At 46.8% G+C, this 23,069-nt stretch carries 23 protein-coding genes; 4 read left to right on the top strand and 19 right to left on the bottom strand.

All coding sequences use genetic code 11. From position 1 onward, the window contains the following. The first annotated feature begins 14 nt into the window (after positions 1 to 14). Entirely contained in the window at positions 15 to 1,427 is a 1,413-nt protein-coding gene (locus ACLWNV_RS15730) for a hypothetical protein (RefSeq protein WP_413585391.1), read from the top strand. 54 nt (positions 1,428 to 1,481) lie between these two features. Here ACLWNV_RS15730 and ACLWNV_RS15725 read toward each other — a convergent pair whose 3' ends face one another. The 10 genes from ACLWNV_RS15725 to ACLWNV_RS15680 form a co-directional block, all read right to left on the bottom strand. After that, complete coding sequence (locus ACLWNV_RS15725; protein WP_413585390.1) at positions 1,482 to 2,195, bottom strand: ABC transporter ATP-binding protein; 714 nt, start codon at positions 2,193 to 2,195, stop codon at positions 1,482 to 1,484. After that, positions 2,195 to 2,971, bottom strand: a complete 777-nt coding sequence (locus ACLWNV_RS15720) for an ABC transporter ATP-binding protein (RefSeq protein ID WP_413585389.1) — start codon at positions 2,969 to 2,971, stop codon at positions 2,195 to 2,197. The genes ACLWNV_RS15725 and ACLWNV_RS15720 overlap by 1 nt, the downstream gene beginning before the upstream one ends. Then, positions 2,946 to 3,926, bottom strand: a complete 981-nt coding sequence (locus ACLWNV_RS15715) for a branched-chain amino acid ABC transporter permease (protein WP_413585388.1) — start codon at positions 3,924 to 3,926, stop codon at positions 2,946 to 2,948. Before ACLWNV_RS15715 ends, ACLWNV_RS15720 begins: the two co-directional genes overlap by 26 nt. Beyond that, positions 3,926 to 4,828: a branched-chain amino acid ABC transporter permease gene (locus ACLWNV_RS15710; RefSeq protein WP_413585387.1), complete on the bottom strand. Its 903-nt coding sequence runs from the start codon at positions 4,826 to 4,828 to the stop codon at positions 3,926 to 3,928. The genes ACLWNV_RS15715 and ACLWNV_RS15710 overlap by 1 nt, the downstream gene beginning before the upstream one ends. Positions 4,829 to 4,860: 32 nt before the next feature. After that, positions 4,861 to 5,982: an ABC transporter substrate-binding protein gene (locus ACLWNV_RS15705; RefSeq protein WP_413585386.1), complete on the bottom strand. Its 1,122-nt coding sequence runs from the start codon at positions 5,980 to 5,982 to the stop codon at positions 4,861 to 4,863. A 73-nt stretch (positions 5,983 to 6,055) separates the two neighbouring features. Continuing rightward, a complete protein-coding gene (gene pfkA, locus ACLWNV_RS15700; protein WP_413585385.1) occupies positions 6,056 to 7,045 on the bottom strand; it encodes a 6-phosphofructokinase in 990 nt (329 codons plus the stop codon). Between the two features lie 421 nt (positions 7,046 to 7,466). Further along, positions 7,467 to 7,739: an HU family DNA-binding protein gene (locus tag ACLWNV_RS15695; RefSeq protein WP_142701575.1), complete on the bottom strand. Its 273-nt coding sequence runs from the start codon at positions 7,737 to 7,739 to the stop codon at positions 7,467 to 7,469. A gap of 159 nt (positions 7,740 to 7,898) precedes the next feature. Then, positions 7,899 to 8,141, bottom strand: coding sequence for a DNA gyrase inhibitor YacG (locus ACLWNV_RS15690; RefSeq protein ID WP_413585384.1), 243 nt, complete (start codon positions 8,139 to 8,141; stop codon positions 7,899 to 7,901). A 96-nt stretch (positions 8,142 to 8,237) separates the two neighbouring features. Then, positions 8,238 to 8,978: a hypothetical protein gene (locus ACLWNV_RS15685; RefSeq protein WP_413585383.1), complete on the bottom strand. Its 741-nt coding sequence runs from the start codon at positions 8,976 to 8,978 to the stop codon at positions 8,238 to 8,240. Between the two features lie 177 nt (positions 8,979 to 9,155). Further along, the gene (locus ACLWNV_RS15680) at positions 9,156 to 9,902 is read right to left on the bottom strand and encodes a prolipoprotein diacylglyceryl transferase (protein ID WP_413585382.1); all 747 of its coding nucleotides are present in this window, start codon (positions 9,900 to 9,902) and stop codon (positions 9,156 to 9,158) included. Between the two features lie 104 nt (positions 9,903 to 10,006). Here ACLWNV_RS15680 and ACLWNV_RS15675 point away from each other — a divergent pair, with 104 nt between their 5' ends. Beyond that, positions 10,007 to 11,437 carry a cyclic nucleotide-binding domain-containing protein gene (locus tag ACLWNV_RS15675; RefSeq protein WP_413585381.1) on the top strand — a complete coding sequence of 477 codons (1,431 nt, stop codon included), beginning with the start codon at positions 10,007 to 10,009 and terminating at the stop codon, positions 11,435 to 11,437. Here the strand turns inward: ACLWNV_RS15675 and ACLWNV_RS15670 are convergent. From ACLWNV_RS15670 to ACLWNV_RS15655, 4 genes are read right to left on the bottom strand one after another with little or no spacing between them, the layout of a single operon-like run. Further along, a complete protein-coding gene (locus tag ACLWNV_RS15670; RefSeq protein ID WP_413585380.1) occupies positions 11,422 to 12,234 on the bottom strand; it encodes a metal ABC transporter permease in 813 nt (270 codons plus the stop codon). The two genes, ACLWNV_RS15675 and ACLWNV_RS15670, sit on opposite strands and share 16 nt — an antisense overlap. Further along, the gene (locus ACLWNV_RS15665; RefSeq protein ID WP_413585379.1) at positions 12,231 to 12,800 is read right to left on the bottom strand and encodes an ATP-binding cassette domain-containing protein; all 570 of its coding nucleotides are present in this window, start codon (positions 12,798 to 12,800) and stop codon (positions 12,231 to 12,233) included. Before ACLWNV_RS15665 ends, ACLWNV_RS15670 begins: the two co-directional genes overlap by 4 nt. Beyond that, positions 12,797 to 13,672: a metal ABC transporter substrate-binding protein gene (locus ACLWNV_RS15660; protein ID WP_413585378.1), complete on the bottom strand. Its 876-nt coding sequence runs from the start codon at positions 13,670 to 13,672 to the stop codon at positions 12,797 to 12,799. The genes ACLWNV_RS15665 and ACLWNV_RS15660 overlap by 4 nt, the downstream gene beginning before the upstream one ends. 9 nt (positions 13,673 to 13,681) lie before the next feature. Beyond that, entirely contained in the window at positions 13,682 to 14,761 is a 1,080-nt protein-coding gene (locus ACLWNV_RS15655; protein WP_413585377.1) for a hypothetical protein, read from the bottom strand. A 160-nt stretch (positions 14,762 to 14,921) separates the two neighbouring features. Between ACLWNV_RS15655 and ACLWNV_RS15650 the strand changes: the two genes are divergently transcribed. Together ACLWNV_RS15650 and ACLWNV_RS15645 are read left to right on the top strand one after the other, a co-directional pair. Continuing rightward, positions 14,922 to 16,187: a sensor histidine kinase gene (locus ACLWNV_RS15650; RefSeq protein WP_413585376.1), complete on the top strand. Its 1,266-nt coding sequence runs from the start codon at positions 14,922 to 14,924 to the stop codon at positions 16,185 to 16,187. Beyond that, on the top strand, positions 16,184 to 16,711 hold the full coding sequence (locus ACLWNV_RS15645) for a response regulator transcription factor (protein WP_413585375.1): 528 nt from the start codon (positions 16,184 to 16,186) through the stop codon (positions 16,709 to 16,711). Before ACLWNV_RS15650 ends, ACLWNV_RS15645 begins: the two co-directional genes overlap by 4 nt. A gap of 24 nt (positions 16,712 to 16,735) precedes the next feature. Here the strand turns inward: ACLWNV_RS15645 and lspA are convergent, their stop codons facing one another. The 5 genes from lspA to ACLWNV_RS15620 all read right to left on the bottom strand — a co-directional run bounded on the left by lspA (position 16,736) and on the right by ACLWNV_RS15620 (position 23,006). After that, positions 16,736 to 17,239: a signal peptidase II gene (lspA, locus tag ACLWNV_RS15640; protein ID WP_413585374.1), complete on the bottom strand. Its 504-nt coding sequence runs from the start codon at positions 17,237 to 17,239 to the stop codon at positions 16,736 to 16,738. An 18-nt stretch (positions 17,240 to 17,257) separates the two neighbouring features. Next, positions 17,258 to 17,890, bottom strand: a complete 633-nt coding sequence (locus ACLWNV_RS15635; protein WP_413585373.1) for a hypothetical protein — start codon at positions 17,888 to 17,890, stop codon at positions 17,258 to 17,260. Positions 17,891 to 18,189: 299 nt separating this feature from the next. Continuing rightward, on the bottom strand, positions 18,190 to 19,713 hold the full coding sequence (locus ACLWNV_RS15630; protein ID WP_413585372.1) for a sigma-54-dependent transcriptional regulator: 1,524 nt from the start codon (positions 19,711 to 19,713) through the stop codon (positions 18,190 to 18,192). Continuing rightward, positions 19,706 to 21,586 carry an ATP-binding protein gene (locus tag ACLWNV_RS15625; protein ID WP_413585371.1) on the bottom strand — a complete coding sequence of 627 codons (1,881 nt, stop codon included), beginning with the start codon at positions 21,584 to 21,586 and terminating at the stop codon, positions 19,706 to 19,708. Before ACLWNV_RS15625 ends, ACLWNV_RS15630 begins: the two co-directional genes overlap by 8 nt. A gap of 112 nt (positions 21,587 to 21,698) precedes the next feature. Continuing rightward, positions 21,699 to 23,006, bottom strand: a complete 1,308-nt coding sequence (locus tag ACLWNV_RS15620; RefSeq protein ID WP_413585370.1) for a radical SAM protein — start codon at positions 23,004 to 23,006, stop codon at positions 21,699 to 21,701. Between the last annotated feature and the right edge of the window lie 63 nt (positions 23,007 to 23,069).

The raw sequence follows: 23,069 nt of genomic DNA, 5'->3' as shown, positions 1-23,069 counted from the left end.
GCCAGAGTACCTTCATGGCTAACAATCAAGAAAACGTATCCTCGTCGCGCATGCGCCTGAAAATCCTGGGGCTTTTCGCCCTGGGCCTTTTTTTCAGTATTTTCTTTTTCACTCATCTGACTTTGCATAATGACCATGTGCAGATGTTGTTAAAAGTTTTCCGCGTGATTGATGACGGGCAGTGGTCACATTTTGGAAATGCGACGACGGGTATGGGATTTTTGCCGGGCAGTTTTCTAACTGCGGTTTCTGCGATTCCGATGCAGATTTATTTTTCGCCCTATTCAGCCTTAGTGGTGATTCTGTTATTCCATGTGATTTCCTACCTCCTGTTTGCCAGCGTGCTTAAGGAAAACTTCAAATCACTGATCCTGATCGATTTCCTTCTGCTGTTTTGGTTAAGCCCTTGGCGGGTTGAGCAGACCGAGCTTTACAATCCTGCTTATCTGTTTTTATTTTCAGCCGTCCATTTCTATACGGCCTATCACATGGGCAAAAAAAGCTTCTGGATGACGTTCTTTCATGTGCTGACCATTGGCTTCTGCGTGCAGGTGCACTTTTCAGTCCTGATGTTGGGAATTCTTTCTTTGCTGTTGTGGGGCTTCAGATATCTAAAGGTCAACTGGTGGGGCTTTTTTGCAGGAAGTGCCGTCGTGGCCTTAAGCTTAATGCCCTGGTTCCTGGCGTACTTAAGTCATCGCGAGCTTGCGGTGGCAGTCAGCAAGGAATCTCAGTCCTTTATTGGTAAGAACTTCGTTCTGGTTTATCCGGTTCTAAAAGGGATTTCCTATTGGATTCGATACGGAGCTATTTCCTATGGTCGTCATATTTTCAGCGAAATCAATTTCCTGTGGATTCACGATTTGACGGTGCAAAAGATCGTAAGCGGAACTTTTCACTCCCTTAAATACCTTTTCACTGCGGTGACGGTCGTATTTAGTGCCGTGGTTCAGTGGAAGATCTTTCAGAAAGTCTGGCAGACCGATCATCCTTTCCGTCGTAAGCAGGATCGCACCACGGTTCGTGGCGAGGAAGGAATTTACCTTTATGCCTTTTACATGTTTGTGGCGATGATTATCGCGACCGGCCTGTCACCGGTGGAGTTCAATCACTGGCATTTGATTTTGGCATTTCCGATTGTCACATTGTTGATCACGATCGCATTTAATAAACTTCGCGGGAAAATTCCAGGAAACAGATTCAGATACCTGTATGCTACGGTGTTTGTGGTGTTTGCGATGTTTAATATTTTTGGAGCCCTTGGCAGCCGGGTTCATTCGTATCAGTCAAACTTCCACCGGGATGTGCTGCAAATGTACAAGGAGTATCACGAATTTCCAGATAACAAGACCAACAGTAATTTCCAAAACTGGCACAGAGAACAAAAGACCACAGAGGGCACAGAAGAAAAGCCCACTGAAGAATAAAAAAAGGCTCCGGATCGGAGCCTTTTTTTATTTCCTCTGCCTAAGTTTTCTAACTTAAACACCAAGATAAGCTTTGCGAACTTCATCGTTGTTTAACAAATTCACACCCGTGTCCTGCATGACCACGCGGCCGGTTTCCAAAACGTAAGCCCGGTGGGAAATTCTTAAAGCCAGTCGGGCATTCTGCTCGACCAAAAGAATCGTCATTCCATCCTGATTTAGCTTTGTCACGATTTCAAAGATCTGATTTACGATCAACGGAGCCAAACCCAGGGATGGTTCATCCAAAAGCAGGATTTCCGGTTTACACATCAATGCGCGACAAATCGCCAGCATTTGTTGCTCACCGCCTGACAAAGTTCCGGCCATTTGCCACAGACGTTCTTTGATGCGCGGGAAAAGCTCCAGACACATTTCATAGTCTTTTTTGATCCCGGCTTTATCGGTGCGGTGATAAGCACCCATTTCCAGATTTTCCAAAACACTCATTTGCGCAAAGACGCCGCGTCCTTCAGGAGACTGGGCGATCCCCAGTTTCACGCGTTCGTGAGTGGGTACGACATGCAGATCCTGGCCATTAAAGGCGATATTCCCCTGAGATGGCACCAGGCCGGAGAGGGCACGCAATGTTGTGGTTTTACCTGCTCCGTTGGCGCCGATCAGACTGACGATTTCACCCTTATTGACGTGAAAAGTAATTCCTTTAAGAGCCTGGATAGATCCGTAATAGACGTTGAGGTTTTCAGCGGAAATGATTGGAGTTTGCATTAGTGGATTTCCTCTACGCCCAGATATGCTTCGATAACTTTTTTGGAGTTCTGCACGTGCTTGGGGTTGCCCTCTTCGATTTTAACCCCGTGATCCAATACGACGATGTTTTCACAGATACCCATAACCAGTTTCATATCGTGTTCGATCAATAAAACGGTCAGGTTGAACTTGGAACGGATCTGCGCAATTGTTTCCATCAGCTGATGGGTTTCGGAATGATTCATACCTGCGGCAGGCTCATCCAGCAAAATGATCTTAGGATCTGTTGCCAAGGCACGAACGATTTCAAGTTTGCGCTGCTGTCCGTACGGAAGACTGTTGGAAAGCTCATTGGCTTTTCCCTGCATGGAAAACAGGGAAAGCAGGTCCATGGCCTTTTCAACCATTTGCTTTTCTGTATCCATGAACTTGCGGGTTTGGAAGAGGGCATCCATGATGCCGTAGTTAACATGCTGATGAGTGGCAATCAGGATGTTTTCCAAAACAGTCAGATTCTTGAATAAACGAATATTTTGAAAAGTTCGAGCGATTCCGCGTTGGGAAATTTGATAGGGCTTTAAGCCATGCAGGGAGTTGCCATCCAGGAAAACTTCACCTTTAGTGGGTTGGTAAACCCCCGTCAGCATATTAAACGCAGTGGTCTTACCGGCTCCGTTTGGACCGATTAATCCCGCAAGCTGACCTTTTTTGATTTGGAAAGACAGATCGTCGACGGCTTTTAATCCGCCGAACTGCATCGTGATACCTTTAGCTTCCAGCAGAACGTCGGACATATTTTCTCCACAGATCAGTGATTTCCAATTCACCCATAATGCCTTTAGGACGAAGAATCATCACCAGTACCAAAGACAAAGAATAAATAACCATACGCAAATCCACGCCAGTCACTTCCTGCAAAGGACGAAGCGCTTCAGGCAATGCAGTCACAAAGATCGCCGCGATAATAGAGCCCGTCATCGAGCCCATGCCACCCAAGACCACCATGATCACTGCATTCACACTTTGTAGGAACGTGAACGAGGAAGGATTGATGAAATTCGTAAAGTGCGCAAAAAGAGCGCCAGCAACACCGGCAAAGAAGCTTGAAAGTACGAACGCGCGAACTTTCATACCGGTCGTGTTAATACCTGAAGATTCTGCAGCGATTTCGTCTTCACGCACACTAAGGAAGCCACGACCCCAGGATGATTTCATCACTCGCCAGATCGTAAAGAAGCAGATCAAAATCCACAAAACCGCAAAGGCATAGGACATATAGAAACTGGAAAATCCGGGAATATTGGCAAAACCGCGTGGGCCGCCCAGGAAGTCCATGTTCAAAAGTGTCACACGAATGATCTCCCCGAAACCCAAAGTCACGATCGCCAGATAGTCGCCTTTAAGGCGCAGGGAAGGTAAGCCCACCAGGAATCCCGCCAGGGCTGCGGCCAAGCCGCTACCAATGGCGAAAACAAAAAAAGTGATTCCTTGAAGCTCTGCCGGAAGAAAGTTCCAGTTCACCGAAGCATAGGCAGTAAAGTAGGCGCCAATCGCCATAAAGCCCGCATGGCCCAGGGAGAACTGTCCTGTGTAGCCATTCACCAAATTCAGGCTCATGGCCATCAGACAGTTCACCGTCACAAACAAAACCATCAACTGGATGTATTCATCAAAACCAAATTGAAAGACCAGTCCTAAAACTAAAGTGGCAATCAGGGATAAAAGGGGATTCTTGAAAGCGCGAACCATTATACCTTCTCCACCGTGTATTTGCCGAGCAGGCCAGCTGGTTTAAAGATCAAAATCACAATCAGAATACCGAAGGCCAAAGCGTCACGGTAAGTTGATGACAAGTAAGCCACAACCATTTCTTCAGATAAGCCCATGATCAAAGCACCCAGTACGGCACCGCGCACGTTGCCGATACCACCTAAGACTGCGGCAACGAAAGCCTTCATCCCGATCATCATACCCATTAGTGGATCAATCTTAGGATATTTCATGCCGACCAAAACACTGCCGACGCCGGCAAGGGCCGAGCCCACGATAAAAGTGAAAGCAATAATTTTATCTGGATTTACACCCAGCAAACTTGCCACCGATGCGTTGCTGCTGACAGCGCGCATGGCTTTACCAAGTTTGGTTTTATAGATCAGGAATTGCAAAGCCATCATCGCCATCACGCTGACCAATAAAACTGTCAGGTCAAAGGACTTCAGCTCCACGTTGCCGAAAGAGAAGATCACAAAATCTTTCATCACTTCTGGAAAAACTTTAGGATCGGCTCCGAATACAACTTGTCCGCCGTACTCCAAAAGCAAACTCACCCCGATGGCTGTGATCAGGATATTTAACTTAGGGGAGTTACGCAGGGGACGATAAGCAAATCTTTCGATAACAAGACCGATAAGACTGCAGCAAACCATAGAGGAAATTAAAAGAACAGCCAACGAACCAACTCCGGGATTGGCTTCGATGCCGAAAGCGCGCGCCACATAGAAAGCGGCAAAGGCGCCCACCATATAAACATCAGAGTGGGCGAAGTTGATCATCTTGAGGATTCCGTACACCATGGTGTAGCCTAGAGCGATCAGTGCGTAGATGGATCCAAGGCTGATACCATTTATTAAGTGCTGTACGAAGTCCTGCATGTCTGTCCTTTTTTGGGGCTTTTGTCCGACTCTTAAGGAGTCACAGTCGAGATGTACTTGCGATTAGGTCCTTCAACCTGAATCACCACAGCGCTTTTCACAGCATCGCGGTTTTCATTCAGAGTGATTTTTCCAGTCACGCCAGGGAAATCTTTTGTTTTAGCCAGTTCATCACGAATCGATTTGCCTGACAAGTCTACAGAGCGGTCAATCGCTGCTGCCAGAATTTTCGCTGCATCGTAACCTAATGCCGCCAAGGCATCCGGAGTTTCGTTGTATTTGGCTTTAAATTTCTTAATGAACTCTGTCACTGCAGGATCGGTGCTCTCGACAGTGTAGTGGTTTGAGTAGTAGTTGCCGTTGATAGCTTCTTTTCCGATTTCATGAAGCTTTTCGCTGTCCCATCCGTCACCACCCATCAATGGAGCTTTGATGCCCAATTGACGTGCCTGTTGAGCGATCAAGCCCACTTCCGTGTAGTAACCTGGAACATAGATAGCTTCCGGATTTTTGGAACGGATCTGAGTCAATTGCGCTTTGAAATCGATGTCGCCGGCCTGATAGGAAACGTCAGCCACGATTTCGCCACCGCGTTTTTTAAAATCAGTCAGGAAAGCATCCGCCAAACCCACCGAGTAGTCGTTTTTCACGTCACGCAGAATCGCCACTTTTTTGATTTTCAAAGTTTCGTTTGCAAATTTAGCCATAACAGAACCCTGGAATGGATCGATGAAGCAAACGCGGAAGACATAGTCGCCCACTTTAGTCACATCAGGATTTGTAGACGCTGGAGAAACAAACGGAACACCTTTAGCTTGTGCAATCGGAGCTGCCGCTTTAGAGCGACCGGAAGCAACGCCGCCGATGATCGCAACTACTTTATTTTGAGTAATCAAACGAGTTGTTGCTGCTGCAGCCTCTTCGTTTTTACCCTGGTCATCCATGGTTTTTAATTCGATTTTTTTACCTTTGATTCCACCAGCTGCGTTGATTTCATCAAATGCCAGACGAACACCTTTGTTGGAGCTTAAGCCAAACGTGGCATCGCTACCAGACAATGAATCGTATTCACCGATCATGATGACGTTATCTTTTTTCGTGCAACCTGCCAGCAAAGGAAGAGCCAGCAAAAGGGATACTAACAGACGTTTCATAAAGACCTCTTTTGTAATGCTAAATGCGAATAGCGTTTAGAATTCAAGTATCTACAAAAGAGGTCAAGAGTTTTTAGGTCGCTAAAACACTTGCAAGACTGATCAGGTCCAAATGCGCTTTTCTTTCGTTCTTCGTTACAACATCGAGAGGAACTTCGACTAATCTTTCACCCTCAGTGCCGATCATGATGTCGCAATGACCTTTTAGTAATGAATCTACGGCCGCTGCACCCATGCGGCTGGCAAGAATTCGGTCCGCAGCAGTTGGAGAGCCTCCGCGTTGTTGATGACCCAAGATACAAACTTTTGCATCCCAGCCTGTTTTCTTGCGAATAGCATCAGCAAGGTCATAAGCGCGCCCTGGTTTTTGCCCCTCTGCCGTGACCAGAATTGAACTGGTTTTGCCACGTGCGATACCGTCTTTGATGCGTTCCACAGCCTTATCAACAGTTGTTGCCGACTCTGGAGTGAAGATCTCTTCAGCACCACCTGCAAGTCCCACAGCGGAAGCGATGAACCCTGAGTTGCGTCCCATGACTTCAACGATGAACAAGCGATCGTGAGAAGCGGCTGTGTCACGGATTCTGTCAATGGCTTCCAGAGCCGTGTTCACGGCAGTATCGAAACCGATTGTCTTGTCAGAACCAAAAACGTCGTTATCAATTGTTCCAGGAACACCGATGATTGGAAGTTGGTGTTCTTCCCAAAGAGCATGTGCGCCTCGGAATGATCCGTCACCACCGATGCAAACCATGGCATCAATGCCATGAGCTTTCAAATTTGCTGCGGCTTTGGCGCGGCCTTCAGCTTTGGTGAATTCAGTGGAGCGACCTGTTTTAATCACAGTGCCGCCACGTTGAATGATGTTGGCAACATAACGTTGATCTAGGGATTCAATGTGATTTTCGATCATGCCCACGTAGCCCTGCATGATTCCATACACTTCTAGTTTGTTTGCTATTGCTGCTCGGACTACGGCTCTTAGGGCTGCGTTCATTCCCGGAGCATCGCCACCACTTGTATACACACCTAGTTTTTTTATCTTTTTATTGAATGTTGCCATGGGGGAAGATTAGCTCTGGGCGCCGGAAATTTCAAAGGGAATCCCCTGGGGCTTGTGTGTTCCGCGACACGCCATCCTTGGCTCACCGTCGCCGCCCTCCGGGCGGTTCGCGCATCGTGCGCCGACGGAGGTCGCTGCACCCACATGCCCCAGGGGATTCCCTTTGAAATTTCCTCGTTCAGGTTAATTGCCGATGGAACTTCTGGGGAAATATTGGGGCGGGGTGTTGTTTGCTGCGTGAGTGGTTAGATCCTGTGGGGGCGCGGGTGGGTACTATTTAGTTTTTTTTTTGTTGGGGAACAAGTTGTTTACTTTGGGGAGATTGAAGGTGGGGAAGGGAAATGGGGAATTTTGGTTTTGGAAATAAAAAAGGCGTTCCCGGGGGAACGCCTTTTTAAATGGAGCAATTAGCTTTTGCTAATTACTTAACCATTGATTTGAATTCTGCGCCAGCGCGGAATTTTGGAGCCCATGCAGCTGGGATTTTGATTGCTTTACCAGTTTGTGGGTTGCGACCAGTGCGAGCTTTGCGTTTAGCTTTAGTGAAAGTACCGAAGCCAACAAGTTTAACGTCGTCGCCTTTTTTAACTGCTTTTTTGATGTTTTCTACTGCGCAGTCAAGGATTGCTTCAGCTTGAGCTTTAGAAACTTTAGTTTCGCCAGCGATCTTTTCGATCAATTGAGCCTTGTTCATGTGAACTCCTCTTTAGTGACACCTGTGTGTGTCCCTGTTGTTAATACATCCTGATGATAAATTCTCGTCTTCCAATGACTTTCAAATAACAAATTAAAATCTCTGCTTCGTCAATAGCAATTTACGAAAAAGGCTCGCACAGCCATTTTCATGCTGCTGTTAGTGGCGGTGATTTCCGTCTTCATCTTCTTCATCGTACGCATCTTCGATGGAAGTTAAAGAATCACTTGAAGAACTGTTGACGGGAATAGCGTAGCCGCCAGAAGCCCACTCACCTAGGTCGATCATTCGACAGCGCTCTGAACAGAAGGGACGAAATGCATTTTCTTGTGAGTACAAAGCGGGCTTGCCACACTGTGGACACTTTACCATTTTTGCTGGGGGCTTTTCTGATTCGCTCATGAAGGGAATATTTGCGCAGAGTTGAAACGAGATCAACCGATTGTGCATCTTCGCTATGCACTGCGAAGATGAACAATCGGTTTTTTTAAAAAACGATTAGTATTTAGTCAAAGTACCTGTCGCGAAGACTTGGCCTTTGCCGTTGGAATCCGGGTAAGCGATCTGATAGTTGACTTGATTGTTAGCAGTTGTTCCGTTGAACACCTGGATTTGGATCAAGTGCAAACCACCCGCATTTGTCGAAGCACCGTTGGAGCGGATTTCGAAACCCTTGCTTTGGTTGATCAAGCTGTATGTTGTGTTCTGAATCAAAGCCAGTGGGTTGTAAGCCATACCACCACCATCGATACCAAAGCTAAAGTTGAACCATTGTTGCGATGGGATCGCTGTGAAGTACACTGATGGCTGCAAACTGTTATTCAAGTCGATTTGCAGGATCAATGAACCGTTTGTCCAGTTATTACAGTCAGAGTAGCCGGAGTTCCAACCCCAGATATTTCTGTCACACACTGCCATCGCTTCTTTTAGAAACTTCTTATAGACAGCCGTGTTGGTGATTTTCATGTAACGTTTTGCACTTGGATTCACAACCAGTGGAGCCTTCGTCCAATAATTGATCTGGAAGTAATAGACATAGTCATAATATCTAATAGATGTAACGCCTGGGCTTACGATGCCGCCGTTACTGCCTACGCAATACTGACCATTCCAAGTTGTCCCGGCATTACATGTGACTGGGATCACTCCGTTGCCACCGCCGCCGCTATCACCGTTGCTGCAACCAACGAAAGCCAGCACAGAAACTGTTGTGACTAAGGATAGGATGAGCTTTTTCATAAATACCTCTCTCATTAAATAGACTTCTTCACTACAGATGCAATACATGAGACGTGCCACGGACAAGTCTGCGCAGAGATTGGTTATTTACGATTTGAGAGGGGGTTTGGTGTTGAACTGTTTAGACAGTCCGCCAATTTGTGTCACCTTTTGTCGAAAGTCTCAACATGAGACAGTTTAAAGGTCTGAATCCAAAGGCTTTTTCAAAACCAGTATCAGACCGAATACGATGACTCCCCAGCTGATCCAGGTGGAAATAGACATTTCCAATGTAGGGCCACGGAAGTCATCTCGGAAGGCCTCCATCACCAGGCGACCGATACCGTGCAGGATCATCCAGGAATAAAAGATACGTCCCGGGAGTCTAAAGAACTTGTGAAGGGCCCGCGATTTTTCCAAACCTAAAAGAATGCAAAGTACACCCAGCTCCCAAGTCACCGCATACAACTGAGTTGGATGACGATTTGCAATCGCCCAAGGCAGATCACAAGTGCGGCCATAACAGCAGCCCGCAAGGAAGCAGGCCGTTCGACCTAACGTGTATCCAAGGGCCAACACTGGAGCCAGGAGATCAAGATACTGTTCGAGATAATCGTGAGCTTTGAAATACAGATAAGTAATATCCGCGAATGCTGCGAGCAAAGCGCCCCCGTAAAACACAAAGCCGCCATCCCAGAAGAAAAATATGCGACTGAAGTTTTCGCGGTAATAATCAAAGCTTTCATAGAAGACGTGGAACAGGCGGCCGCCTATAAACCCAAAAACCATTATAAGAAGACTTAGGTCGAGCGTTTCTTGCTGTCGCAGGTGCAACTGATGACTGCGGCGCACGACCCACAGCAGACAAATAATCACCGTGAGGCTGATCACCAGATAGTAAGTAGGAATTTGAATCTCAGAAGATATTTTAATGATTGGAAACACAAATCCCCCGGGACACCGACGATAGACTTAATTTTTAAAAAATTCCGAAGAATATTCAAGTGAAACTACCCATCACCTGATGTCCGACTACATAATTGTAGCATATGAAAATGCATCCGGCAGATATCGTTCAGGAAATTAAAGGCTACTCCTTTTTTAAATCGTTCAGTACGGACTTGCTGTTGCAAGTAGCAGCCATGATGCATGCCGAAGTCTATCCTGCGGGTACCGTAGTTCTTAAAGAGGGACAAACGAATCGCAACATTTACTTTCTAAGATCGGGAAAGCTTGAGATTTCACTGGCCGGGGAAGTGTTGGCCACTTTTGATACAGCCGGTGAAGTTTGGGGCGAGATGAGTGTTATCACCACGAATCCCGCTTCGACCTCAGTCACTGCTGTGACAGATGTTACGTGTTTCATAATCAATGACGAGGATTTCTCGCACGTTCATCCGAAGGATAAAGACCGTTTTCAGGCGTTACTATATCAAATCTATTGCATGATTCTGACCGAGCGTCTGATTAAGACAAACGAAAAAGCACGTTTGTTCGAAATTCTGAATCGCGAATTGCACGAAGCACAGAACGCCCTTCAGCGTGGTGCCGGTGGAAATGTTCTGTTGATCGAGCCGGATAAAAAACAACAAATGCCTTTAAGAATGGCTTTGGGCAGTACGGGTGTGCAGTTGGATATCGCTTCGGATGCAGCTCAGGCCCTGGAGTTTTTAAAAACCGGAACTTATGATGTGGTGATCGGTGAAGAAAGCTGTGTCGATGTCCTTCGCCAGGTCGAGGAAAAAAAACTCAGCCCCAATGTGATTTTGCTAACCAGTCACGATGTTCAGGGCAATCTTAATATTCTTTTAAATAACCGTTTTATCAAAAACATTATTTCCCGTGATGCTGAAGACAAGAACGCGACAATTCGTTTTGTCTTAACGGCCCTGGGCAAACTTTTGAACAAAGATCTTTTTGGTATCGACAAATACCTTACCTGGGGAGTCGATATTCAAAAGAAGATCGTCACTCATTCCGGGCAACGTGAAAAATTGCGTGAAGACATGTGTGCCTACCTTAAAAAAGCGGGCGTACGTACTTCGGTGGTGGACCGCGTGAATACGGTTGCAGAAGAAATGCTGATGAATGCGATTTATGATGCGCCCGTGGATTCCCACGGAAACGCCATTTTCAACCACGTCAGCCGCAAAGAAGAAGTCCAACTGGAAACTCATCAGCAGTCAGTGTTTCGTTATGCCACTGATGGTGTGATGGCAGCGGTTGCTGTTGTGGACCCTTTTGGTGCCTTAAAAAAAGAAATTATCATCGACTATCTAGAGTCTTGCTATAACGGAGCCGCCGGAAGCCTGAACACCAAAAAAGGTGGCGCAGGTCGTGGGCTTCATCAGATTATTGAAAACTCAGATCTGACAGTTTTCAACGTCAAGCAAGGCGTACGCACGGAAGTAATCTGTCTGTTTAATTTGGACGGACAGAAGCGACTGGCTCAGCCGTCGTTCCATTATTTCTTTACGTAAGTCAGAATACCAACCAGGATTTGCCCCAGCATCACGCAAGGTACTGTGGGCAGATTTGTGGATAGCAGTGAAGTCATAAATCCCAATAGACAACCAACCACGGAAATGAACAGAATGCGCTGAGTATAGCTGTGCAGGTTTTTGCTGCGTTCAGAAGCAAAGCAGGTCGCGATAAACAATGAACCCATCGTGTACAGATAACCCATGCTTTGAATCGCTAATGTCGTGATTAACAAAGTACCCAAATCAAAACAGCGGTTTTTCCAGGTGCGATGAATCCAGCTTTGATTTACCAGTTGAAAACTGACTTGAGTCAGTAAGCGCCAGTTCAAAAGAATAAACACCATGAACACCGCAGCCATCAGCATGCACAGTTGGGCAGCGGTATCGCTCATCACCGCAAGATCACCAAAATAGGCCGAAGCCATGTGGCTTTCCAGTGATGGAGTCAAAGATGTCAGCAAGTAGGTCAAAGACATAAATGACACAAAGAGTGTCAGATAGATGTGATTTCGATCCGACTTGGTCTGAATCAATAAATCTGAAAGATACAGCGTGATCGCACCAATTCCCAAACCACCGGCCAGGCTGATCCAGTGAAAATCAGCGCCGAGCAAAACATTGATAACCAATCCTGCAACAATACCCAGGGAAGATCCCTGGCCCAGAACGAAAATCTGCGAGCTCTTTTCACGCGCGGTCCATTGAGCCCCAATCAAACAAAGTGCGGCTGCCATCACCACACTCGCAGGTAATGACCATTTGTAGATTCCAAGCAGCGAGACAAATTCCGTCATTGGATCTCCAGATAACGTGTTTGCGGATGACTGCTGTTAAACGGACGGTGTGAAACCAGGATTAAAGCACTTTCCGGATTGGAGTTCATGAACTCCAATAGTCCCTGTTCCAGCAAAAGGCCGGAGTCGTGATCGACATGATTAAAAGGCTCATCCAAAATCAGGATCTTTGGTTTTTTAGCCAGGGCAGCAGAAAACAAAACTTTCTGACGTTCACCACCGCTAGCGGTGTTCCACTTTTTGTCTAAATCCAAACCTTGCAACAGGGGTGAGTTTTCTTTCACCTCGCCCAGCATGTCCCCAAGACTGAGTGGCATGTGGAAGTTCAGATTTCCCAGTTGCGGCAGATATTCAACTTCCTGATTATTGATTGTGAAATCAAATCGGCCCGTGAAAGTCGGGTGCAGCTTAAGCAGAGTTTTCAGGATAGTACTTTTTCCCGAGCCGTTTTCACCGCGCAGAAAAAGAATATCCCCGGAGTGAAGTTCAAAATTCACAACCGGGGTTAATTTATTTCCCTGACTGCTCAGGGCCTGAAGATTCTCAACGCGTAAGAGTTTTTTCATTTCATCGATTTTACTATCAGATTCTGTAAAGCCTCAATGGAATTAGCGTCACCTTTTTGCTGAATATAGGAAGGAACTACGATCACCGGGATTCCAGACAACTCCGTGAATCTTTCCAATGTCTGATGCGGGGCAGATGCCGTGGCAAAAAGCATTTGAACTTTACCGGCTTTGGCATCCTTTGCCACCTGGGCAATGCGGGTTGCTGAAGGCGGCATTCCTGGTTTTTCTTCTAATGAGCCCAGGGATTCCAAGCCATAGGATTCAAAAAAGTAAGTAAATTCTTTGTGATATTCCATGACTTTGACTTTTTTAATTTTGCCTTGAATTTCAGAATGCAGCGCTGCCATTTGTTTTTTAAACGCTTCATAGTTCTTCTGATAAAATTCCGCATTCTTGGCATCAACCGCTGTTAGGACACGCACAACTTCAACACCGGATTCCCCCAGTTTAACCGGATCCAGGGCAAAGTGCGGATTTCCATGGGGATGAACATCACCCAAAGAGCGGTTGATCACACCCGTGGGAACTGCCAAAGGTTTAATAGCCTGACCCAACTCGCAAAAGCCCGGGCCTCCGGATTGAACTTTTGAATTGGCAGCTTTTTCCAAAACTTTTGGAAGCCAGCCGATTTCCAGATCAAGTCCCATCGCGCACACGACGTCAGCGCGATTCACTTTCAAAATATAATCAGGACGTGCATCAGCAAAATGCGGATCTGTTCCTCCCTGCAACAGGGATGAAACTTCCACTTTGTCCTGACCGATAGCTTTTACGACTTCAGCCACATCCGGCAAGGTCGCAACCACTTTGACTTTTGCAAACGCATTTACCGAAAGCAGAATAACCAAAAGAGAAATAACCTTATTCATTTTTAACTCCTAGAAAGTGTGAGCGGGGTGAGCGCCCAGGATTGCGATGAACTGCAATTCCAAAACGCGGTTAATCTGGTCTGCTTCTTGCGACACATTATTTACTTCATGTGTGTAAGCGATTCTCCAGGTTACAAATTCTGAGTTCTTGTAGGTCAAAGTCGGAACGAAGGCGTAATCCAGATTATCACGGTGTTCGCCATCGTCATAAGACAAGCTTAAATCTGTGAAGGCATCCATACGCAGTCCCAGGAACCAACGCGGATTGAATCCGTATTCAGGGAAGATATAAGCTCCCATTTGATTGCTGCGCTCGGTAAGATCACTGTTTTGCACACGATTCCAGATTTCTGATTGCAACAACCAGCGGTTGAAGTTGCCTTCTTTTCTCTTAAAGACAAAATCCAAACCCGCAAGTTCCGTTCTGACTCCGTGAGAGTCGCTGGCAGAAAGATAATTCAAACCAATTTGCAAGCCACCGGTTTCACCCAGATCAATGAACGTGGAAGGGCGGATATAAAATGTGGGAGCCGTCGGTCTTTCAGAGCTTTCGTGAGTGTGATCGCCGTGATCTTCAGAAACAGTTTGGTATCCATCGGTCACGCCGACAGTGATGTCCCAGTAAGATTCGGTCGGCAGAAGGTATGTGAACTCCAAACCGGTATCATGCATCCCTTCATCACCGAAGAATTCGGTTTGAACTTTGGGTGCTGTGATAAATGGCCAGTCATGCTGATGGAATTGATTTAAGCGGCCGACGCCAAGTAAAAACATCCCGGCTTTAAAGCGCAGGTTTTGAATTAGTTTTGAAGAGGAAATGTAACCTTCGTGGATTTCTGTATGAAATTCACCATCGTGATCGTGAGCGGCAAAATTAATGAGCGCATCAAACGTTGGATCTAATGGTGCATAGATCATGAATTCCGCAGAGCGAATTCCCATCTTATTATTTGAGTCATCTTCAAAATTATAAGGAGCCGTCACATCCAGAGCGGCAGAAAAGTTCAGGTTTTGCACCAAAGGAGCGGTTTGTGCCTGTGCAAATGCACTGGCAAACAAGACAGAAAGTGAAATCAGGGTCAGTTTCATGGATATCCTCCGGGGATGACCCATATCGTGGGGATTTATTAAACGCAAGTAATTTGCAATTAGAAAACCAAATGAAATTCCCCAGCGCGTCAGTGCAGCGGATGGTTGCGGAAATACGCTATTCCTTGCTGTGAAAGTCGCTCTGGACTATGAAAAGCCCATGTCTTCGTCTCTTATAAAAGCATTTTGGCCAGACTCATCGTCGCTGATTCAGGGAATCGTTCGCTTCCGCTGGATTGCGATCATCTTTATGATGGCCGGAACTTTCCCGCTGCTTCAGGCCGGTTATCTTTTAAAAGAACAGCTGTTTTATTTTATGGCCGTGATTGCTTTGCTGGCGGTCTTTAACGGATTGACTCAAGGACTGTGGAGCAAAGTCAAAGGCCCGCGCGAGCAGGCGATTTTATTTGTTCAATTATTGGTCGATCTCCTGGCCGTGGCGGGCTTATTGTTCGTAAGTGGTTCTGCCGCAAATCCTTTTATTTATGTTCTGACTTTGCATGCCTTTTTGGGAGGTATGCTGTTACGTCGCCAAAGTGCCTTGTTTGCCGCTTTGATTATGTTGTTGTTGGGTATTCTGCAATTTGAAACAAACCGGGATGCAGCGATGACGTTAAATATTGATCGTCGTGCGCTGTATTTCGATTTTATGTTTGAGTGGGTTGTGGTTTTAGGCGCGTGGTTTGTCGCGCATCTGTTCTCGGGTCTTTTAGAAAAGCAGGAAGAGCGTATTCGCAGCCTGCAGAATCGCCAGCACCGCGCAGATCGTTTGAAATCTTTGGGTGCATTGGCTGCCGGGTTTTCCCATGAGATGGCAACGCCGCTTAATTCTTTGAAGCTTCGCTTGGACAGAGGAGTGCGAAAACTTGGCGATCCCGTGGCAGCCCATGCGGAAATTCAGCAGGCACAACTTTCTTTGGACGAATGTATTTCCATCTTTCAGAAAATGGCCGGCGTATTTATGACCTCTGCTGAAGGGGAGTTGCAAAAGCTCAACCTCAGCGCGGTTCTTAAAGACCTCGTCCGTTCCTGGGAGATCGATAATAAAATCACACTTCACAAAGTCATGGTCGAGAAAGATTTCTTCTGCCGTCTGCAGCCCCTGTCCTTTGCACAAATGATTTTGGATTTGCTTGATAATGCGAAAGAGGCTTCGCCGGCCAACGCTGACATCACCGTGAAGCTTCGCCAGGATGATCAGGAAGTGATTATCGAAGTGATCGATCAGGGATCCGGTGTCGCATCGGAAGTGATCGAGCGTCTGGGCGAGCCATTCAATACCAACAAACAGCACGGAAATGGACTGGGAGTATACTCGGCCATGATGACGGCGCAGTCCATGGGTGGTGAATTTTCTTTGGCGAACAATGCTTCCGGCAAGGGAGCCACGGCCCGATTGACAATTCCTTACGAGGAGCCGGTATGAAAAAACACGTAAAAAATATTTTGCTGATCGAAGACGACACGCGCCTGCGCGAGGTTTTGCACCAGGAGCTGGAAGAGCGTGATTTCATCGTGCAAAGTTTTGCGGAGCTGCCGGATTTAAACCGCATTCAAACACCCGACGGGGTCTTGCTGGATCTGCGTGTCGGTAACGACAACGGTCTGGATTTTATCAAACTTCTGACAGCAAAATTCCCGACGGCGCGAGTGGTGATGATGAGCGGATTCGGCTCGGTTGCTTCCGCAGTAAAATCCATGCAGCTGGGAGCTGAAAATTTCCTGGCTAAACCGGTCACTCCCGATATGATCGTCAGAGCTTTTGCCGAAACTGAAACTCCGGCGGTGGAGAGTGATGAATCTGAAATATCGCTGGCACGCATGGAGCGCGAGTACATTGATTACGTGCTGACTTCGTCCAATGGCAATATCACCCAGGCCGCCAAGAAGCTGGGGCTGCATCGTCAAAGCCTGCAGCGCAAGCTTCGTAAAAACATCCCGAACAAGTAGCTTTCCGAAATAGAAAAGGCGCCTTTAAGCGCCTTCGGTAGATTCTTTCTTTTTGTTTTCCAGGAACATCAGAAGCAGGAGCAAACACACGCCGCCGACGATGGCCATGTCAGCCACGTTGAATGCAGGCCAGCTCCATTTGCCATAGATATGGAAATCCAGGAAGTCGATCACATAGCGGAAGCGGATACGGTCAATGTAGTTACCGATAGCGCCACCAAAGATGCTGGACAAGGCAATGATCTGTTTCGTGTCGTCATCTTTTACGCCGCGAAGGATGCCCAGGATGATGATCAAAGCGATCGGAGGCATTGTAAGGAAAAACAATTCACGGAAGGATGGATGGCTTTCAGCCAGGAATCCAAATGCCGCGCCAAAGTTTCTTACGTAAGTAAGGTTGAAAAAGTCTGGAATAACCACAACGGATTCACCAAGGTGAAAGTGTGTATGCACGTAAAGCTTAATCACTTGATCAAGTGCAATTAGGAAACCGGAAATGGCCAGCAGCCAGATGTATTTTTTCTTCATGTTGGAGCCTCTTGGGAATTACTTTAGCATGCCTTTAGACTTCACATAACCGATTTTTATCAGCATGCGCAAGGCTTCTAAATCAGAACTCAAATTGAACTCTTCTTTGACTTCCTGAATCATTAATTTAGTACCGCAATCAAAGACATCCATCACGTGGGAGGATTGGGTGGTCGCAGTCAAAGTTTTCTCTGTGTAAGAGACTTGATGAGTTTGGGGAGGCAGTGTCTGTGTCGTCACCGCTGGCAAAACTGCAGGTGCCGGAGCCTGTTGCGCATGAACAACAGTTTGAGCCACCGGTTGAACCGGTTGAGGCATGACTTGCGCAGCCTGGGGTTGCAGCACTTGCTGAACCGGAGGGTGGTAAGTTGCACCCGCACCACTGTTGCTGTGGTGGTGCTGTTGTTGTTGAGGGCGATCCAACTCGCCCATCAAACCAGCCAGGCTTTTCAACTCTGATTTGAAATTCTTGATACTTGGACGTTCCAACGCACTTTCGCCATCGCGGGTCGCTTTAAGGTATAGGCTAACAAGCATATCAGGAGTCGTTGCGATCTCCTTGATATTAGAGTTTTGCGACATCAGCCATTGATAGGCTTTCAGCAGCGTCTCTTTTGTGTAAGCCTGCGGCGGCAAGGGGTTCATAGTCATTCAGTGAATTTCCTTAGGGTCGAGGGACTGACGTTACAAATTTCATAACATCGAGTCAACGCCTTGCCAGCAACAATGCAAAACAAATTATGCCTCTTTTTTATGCAACACTAGATCTGGGCTCTTTCTTTCGGAAAATAAACTAGAGGCGATGCAGAAACCGATTTTTTATTGCGAAGTTTAACTTGATTTCGCAGTCCTGGCGCCGTTCTCGCGGGTATTTACTTTGCCGCCTTATAAAAAACAAAAGGCCCTCCTGATCCAGGAAGGCCTTGTGGGAAGCTGATTTCGCGCGCTTTTTATAGCGAATAATCTTTGGCGTTGATGCCGTATTTTTCGATTTTGCGCAAAAGCGTCTTCTTTGGAATATTCGCATGCAAAGCTGTTTGATTGATGCGTCCGCGGAAAGTTTTTAATGCTTTGATGATAAACTCTTTTTCAAAGGCTTCTTTCTGCGCATTGAAATCAAGATTTTCACCAGAGTATGGAACGATCTCTTCACCCTCAAGATCCTGAGAGTCGATATCGCTGCCAGCTGCATCTTCGTCTTCACCCAAACCAGCATGAGCTTTAGCGGCTTTTACGATTCCCGCCGAAGCCACGTCCTGAGCCTGTTCAAACGGAGACAGGTCAATCAGGTTTGTGCCTGTTGCAATCAACAAAGCTTCAGGAAGACTTGCGATCGTGATCAGATTCGTAGTTTCCAAAACGAACGCGTGCTCGATCACGTTTTCAAGTTCACGGATGTTTCCTGGCCATGAATGCTTTTTCAAAACATTCATCGCATCCGGAGTAATACCGTTGATGCGTTTGCCATGAGCCTGGTTAAACTTCTTAATGAAGATATTGATCATGTGCTCAAGGTCGTCTTTACGCTCCTGAAGAGCGGGAAGGAATATAGGTACCACGTTCAGGCGATAGAATAGATCTTCGCGGAATGTTCCCGCTTTGATCATGTCTTCCAAAGGTCTGTTGGTGGCTGCGATGATACGCACATTGGTTGCGAATTCGCGGTTAGATCCCACAGGTGTGAACAGTTTTTCCTGCAGCACGCGCAGAATTTTTACCTGCATTAGCTGGGGCATATCGCCCACTTCATCCAGGAACAATGTGCCGCCTTCAGCAAACTGGAACTTACCGATTTTACGTTGATCCGCTCCTGTGAAGGAACCTTTTTCGTGACCGAACAGTTCTGATTCAAACAGGTTTTCAGGGATCGCAGAACAATTGATCGCGACGAATTTTTCATCCTTGCGGGCAGAGTTAAAGTGGATCGCTTTCGCAACCAGCTCTTTACCTGTACCGGAAGCACCACGGATCAAAACCGGAGTCTCCACTTTGGCAAGACGGTGAATGATGTTAAATACTTTTTGCATTTGTGATGTGTGACCGATGATCTTGCGACCTTCCTCGACCATCACTGGGGCAGAGAACGCGATATTGGAAATCAGATTGTGGGCGTTAACGGCTTTATCGATCAAAGTTAAAAGCTCGTCACTGGCAACTGGTTTTGAAAGGTAGTTGTAAGCGCCATCTTTAACTGCCTGAACAGCGTCGTTCAGTGTTGCATGAGCTGTCATCACCATCACGATGATTCCAGAATCGTACTCTTTGATCTGGCGAAGAGTTTCCAGACCATTCATGCGAGGCATGTCGACGTCCAGAATCACAAGGTCATACTTGGTCGTGCCAGCTTTGATTTTCTCCATGGCATTGACGCCATCGAAGGATTCATCAACTTCGAAACGCTGGGTTGATGTTAAGGCTGTTTTTACAGACAGTCTTAAACCCTGATCGTCGTCTACTACCAAAACCTTAAGCATTTACGCCCCCTTGTTCCATCGGCAGTTCTACCGTAAATGTGGAACCTTTTCCATCTTTCGACTCCACAAAGATGCGACCCTTGTGCAACTCTGTAAAATATTTAGCAAGGTACAGGCCTAACCCCGAACCTTTGATCTGCGTGCTCTTTACGTTTTTACTGCGGAAGAACTTCATAAAGATATTGTTCAGCTCGTCCTCAGGGATTCCAGGTCCCTGATCGGAAACCTGAATGACAACTTTGTCAGCTTTCTCTTCGCTGGTGACCAGAATCTTGGTGTCATCCGGGCTGTATTTGATCGCGTTTTCCACCAGATTCGATAAAACCTGGCGCATCAGATCCGGATCCATACGAATCGGGAACAAAGGCTCCAGTTCAGAAACGATCTGAATACGTTTTACCTTAGCCAGGAACTCATGCTTACGCACGACTTCCTGCAGGATCGTGTTGATGTCCTTGGTTTGCATGTGAAGTTCGACACCTTCACTTTGGATTTTCCCGTAGTTCAAAATCGAGCTGATAAATTTCAATAAATCGTCTGACGAGTGCTTGATGGTGTCCACGGCCTCGCGCTGTTGGGGACTCAGAGTAACCTGATCAGACAGAATCACATCCGTCATACCCTGAATCCGCGCAATCGGTGTTTTCAGGTCATGGGACATCATCGAGATAAAATTGGTTTTTAGCTCTTCCACCTGACTGAGAAGTTTATTCTTTTGATAGTATTCCCAGCTGCGGCGATTTTCGATAATCAGACGGTAGGGGATAAAGAAATAGTAAACCAGGAAGCCCGCAAGTAACGGTGCTGCCATAGTGATCCACCACCCAAATAACCAGAACAACGCAAAGGAAATCGCAGAAAACCCTGTCAGAGTTCCTAACAGGATGGAGAGACCCATTGCCGGGCTCATGCTTAGGACGATTTGAATCGCCAAAACTGAAATCAGTGTCAGTAAAATCCAGTTCACATAAGAAGGCATGCGAAGCGGACTGGAGTTGCGGATCAATGTGTCTGTCATGTTGGCCTGCATTTCGATGCGGGTCATGGCAGAGGGAATGCGGCTGTACGGAGTCAGAATATAGTCAGCTTCGCTGGTGTTTAAATCAGTCCCGATGATCACGATTTTATCTTTATAGCGATTCCAGTCGACGGAGCCATTTGCCAGATCGTCAAAGACGGCCGAGGGAAAAGAACCTGGTCTGCGGAAATCGATAAAAGATTGGCGAGTGTCATAGAAATCAAAGTGACCACGGATATTTTCCAGATCCTTGATTTCCGGATTATAAAGAGCGGCCAGCGTTGCCGGCAGCATCGTAGCACCCTGATACGACAGAAGCATCCTTCTGGTTACGCGGTCTTTGGCGAAGTTAATCGTGTCAGAGGTCTTCGGCGCAGAGACCATGCGAATACCATCATAGGGAATTGGCAGATACAGACTGCGTTCTTCGCCTTTTAGCGGAGTATCCGGTGTCGCGACGAAGACGTTTGTATTTGTCGTGATAAGATTCGCCCACTCGGCTTTATCCTCTTCACTGCCCTGAGCTTGCTCGATCGGGAAGTCATAGACGATCGCGCGTGGTTCTGCTGCTAACAGGTTATAAAGGATCGCTGTCTGGTCTTTGGCGTTCGGTTGGCCTTTGAAGAGCTGAATCGTCGAGGGTTTAATATAAACCAGCTCGATTTTCCCCGAAGTTCTTTGAAAGATTTCAGAGCGAATGCGGAAGTCATAAAGCCAGGATTCCAAATAGTCCAAATTGATTTGGGCAATAAGCGACGCCATGATCACAGCTAAAATAGCTCTGATCGCGTAAACGCGGTATTGCACTGGTTTCGAAGAATTTGATGTTTCTTCGAATGGACTTGGCAGCTTCATGGAGTTAAGTGCTCCTGGTTATTTTACGGGAATGCAGTTGTCTTCGACTTGAGTCGCTGAAAGCACGGCGCCGCGAGGCTTTACTTTCTTGATGTGGTTGTTTGATGTTTTTTTAGTGTTTTCCATAGTCACTGTCCTTTTGAATATCAGTCTGACGACATTTTTTAAAGTATAAAATTGCGGTTTCCATTAAAGTTCTTTGGCGCTCACAGAACTGACCGTTTTTTTGGTTCTTGGAGCCCGTTGCTTCCTTGTGGACAAACATGCAGCCACCGCCACACAGAAAGCGGGCCCAGCAGGATTGGCAGTTGTTTTGTTCAATCAGGGGTTGGGCATATTTATCAAGTGCGGCTTCGGATACTTCTGAACCCTGGCCGACTTTCTCGCTGGCATTGCCTACATCCCAAGGGCACGAGAACAGATTATTTCGCGCATCCACCACCAGCAGGGATTTACCGGCTCCGCAGAAGTTTTCCGTTCGGCGCTGGCTATCCAACGCCGAAAAGACGCGGTTGAAGAAATTGATTTTTCTTAGAGCTTCTTCGCCACCCTGGGAATAGGCAATCGCCGCCACTTCCCGCATCTCGCGAGTGAAGCTGTCACTGGCTTCCTGGTTCAAATCTGAAACGCTATAAGTGAACTCGTAAGTGTCAGCCGGGAATTGACGATAGAACTCATAGGCTTTTACCAGATTCATATTTTGCGCTGTGAATACGCCGTGCAAAGTGATGGAGCCTAATTCTGATTTTACGGCGAATAGTTTTTTAAGTCCTTCGATCACCAGGGCTGTACTGCCTTGGCCGTTTTTCATCGGGCGGGAGATGTCGTTGTACTCGGCCGCACCATCAATGCTGACAGAAACGTTGCAGTTGATTTCTTTTAGAAGCTCAACATTGGCATCACTTAGCAAAGTGCCATTCGTCACAATTGCAAACTGCGCGCGCAGGTTGCGGCCCGCCGTCATCAACTTCACATAGTTTGCAATGGCGCGAATGCCTTCAGGATACAGCAACGGTTCGCCACCGATAAAACCAATACGGAAAGTTCCTGAATCAGGAAGCTTATCCAAAAAGAACTTCAATTGCGGCAGTGTTTTTTCAACGGAGATTTTTGTTTGCGCAGCCCCATATGTGCCGTCGCCGCCAGCCGCGCAGTAAGTGCATTTTAAATTGCAGATCTGGGTCACGTTGATCGTCAAAGAGCGAATTTCCCGGGCCAACTTGTGAGTGGTCACCGCGGGATTGATTTCTGAATTCCATTCGTTCAGAACTGACTGAAGTTCGGAATCTTCGACTCCGCCCAGGGTGTTCCAGAGTTCTTCGGAGATGTCTGCGACTTCAAGATTTCGCGCATGAAAAGCCACCGGGAGTTCCCCAGGCGCACGAAAGGCAATGATGTCATTTTGTCTCCGAATTTCCATATGGGGAGTATAAGCAATTGGCGTACCAGTTTTTGGTCTTAATTGGGGTTTATAAGGTTAAAA

The organism is Bdellovibrio sp. HCB274, from assembly GCF_047306075.1.
Taxonomy (GTDB): Bacteria; Bdellovibrionota; Bdellovibrionia; order Bdellovibrionales; family Bdellovibrionaceae; genus Bdellovibrio.
The sequence above is the reverse complement of the archived record's forward strand: the minus strand, read 5'-3'. Positions and strand labels throughout refer to the sequence as shown.

Bases quoted from the DNA above. Each gene is read 5' to 3' on its own strand.
- ACLWNV_RS15730 (WP_413585391.1), top strand. From the start codon at position 15: ATGGCTAACAATCAAGAAAACGTATCCTCGTCGCGCATGCGCCTGAAA.
- ACLWNV_RS15725 (WP_413585390.1), bottom strand. From the start codon at position 2,195: ATGCAAACTCCAATCATTTCCGCTGAAAACCTCAACGTCTATTACGGA.
- ACLWNV_RS15720 (WP_413585389.1), bottom strand. From the start codon at position 2,971: ATGTCCGACGTTCTGCTGGAAGCTAAAGGTATCACGATGCAGTTCGGC.
- ACLWNV_RS15715 (WP_413585388.1), bottom strand. From the start codon at position 3,926: ATGGTTCGCGCTTTCAAGAATCCCCTTTTATCCCTGATTGCCACTTTA.
- ACLWNV_RS15710 (WP_413585387.1), bottom strand. From the start codon at position 4,828: ATGCAGGACTTCGTACAGCACTTAATAAATGGTATCAGCCTTGGATCC.
- ACLWNV_RS15705 (WP_413585386.1), bottom strand. From the start codon at position 5,982: ATGAAACGTCTGTTAGTATCCCTTTTGCTGGCTCTTCCTTTGCTGGCA.
- pfkA (WP_413585385.1), bottom strand. From the start codon at position 7,045: ATGGCAACATTCAATAAAAAGATAAAAAAACTAGGTGTGTATACAAGT.
- ACLWNV_RS15695 (WP_142701575.1), bottom strand. From the start codon at position 7,739: ATGAACAAGGCTCAATTGATCGAAAAGATCGCTGGCGAAACTAAAGTT.
- ACLWNV_RS15690 (WP_413585384.1), bottom strand. From the start codon at position 8,141: ATGAGCGAATCAGAAAAGCCCCCAGCAAAAATGGTAAAGTGTCCACAG.
- ACLWNV_RS15685 (WP_413585383.1), bottom strand. From the start codon at position 8,978: ATGAAAAAGCTCATCCTATCCTTAGTCACAACAGTTTCTGTGCTGGCT.
- ACLWNV_RS15675 (WP_413585381.1), top strand. From the start codon at position 10,007: ATGAAAATGCATCCGGCAGATATCGTTCAGGAAATTAAAGGCTACTCC.
- ACLWNV_RS15670 (WP_413585380.1), bottom strand. From the start codon at position 12,234: ATGACGGAATTTGTCTCGCTGCTTGGAATCTACAAATGGTCATTACCT.
- ACLWNV_RS15665 (WP_413585379.1), bottom strand. From the start codon at position 12,800: ATGAAAAAACTCTTACGCGTTGAGAATCTTCAGGCCCTGAGCAGTCAG.
- ACLWNV_RS15660 (WP_413585378.1), bottom strand. From the start codon at position 13,672: ATGAATAAGGTTATTTCTCTTTTGGTTATTCTGCTTTCGGTAAATGCG.
- ACLWNV_RS15655 (WP_413585377.1), bottom strand. From the start codon at position 14,761: ATGAAACTGACCCTGATTTCACTTTCTGTCTTGTTTGCCAGTGCATTT.
- ACLWNV_RS15650 (WP_413585376.1), top strand. From the start codon at position 14,922: ATGTCTTCGTCTCTTATAAAAGCATTTTGGCCAGACTCATCGTCGCTG.
- ACLWNV_RS15645 (WP_413585375.1), top strand. From the start codon at position 16,184: ATGAAAAAACACGTAAAAAATATTTTGCTGATCGAAGACGACACGCGC.
- lspA (WP_413585374.1), bottom strand. From the start codon at position 17,239: ATGAAGAAAAAATACATCTGGCTGCTGGCCATTTCCGGTTTCCTAATT.
- ACLWNV_RS15635 (WP_413585373.1), bottom strand. From the start codon at position 17,890: ATGACTATGAACCCCTTGCCGCCGCAGGCTTACACAAAAGAGACGCTG.
- ACLWNV_RS15630 (WP_413585372.1), bottom strand. From the start codon at position 19,713: ATGCTTAAGGTTTTGGTAGTAGACGACGATCAGGGTTTAAGACTGTCT.
- ACLWNV_RS15625 (WP_413585371.1), bottom strand. From the start codon at position 21,586: ATGAAGCTGCCAAGTCCATTCGAAGAAACATCAAATTCTTCGAAACCA.
- ACLWNV_RS15620 (WP_413585370.1), bottom strand. From the start codon at position 23,006: ATGGAAATTCGGAGACAAAATGACATCATTGCCTTTCGTGCGCCTGGG.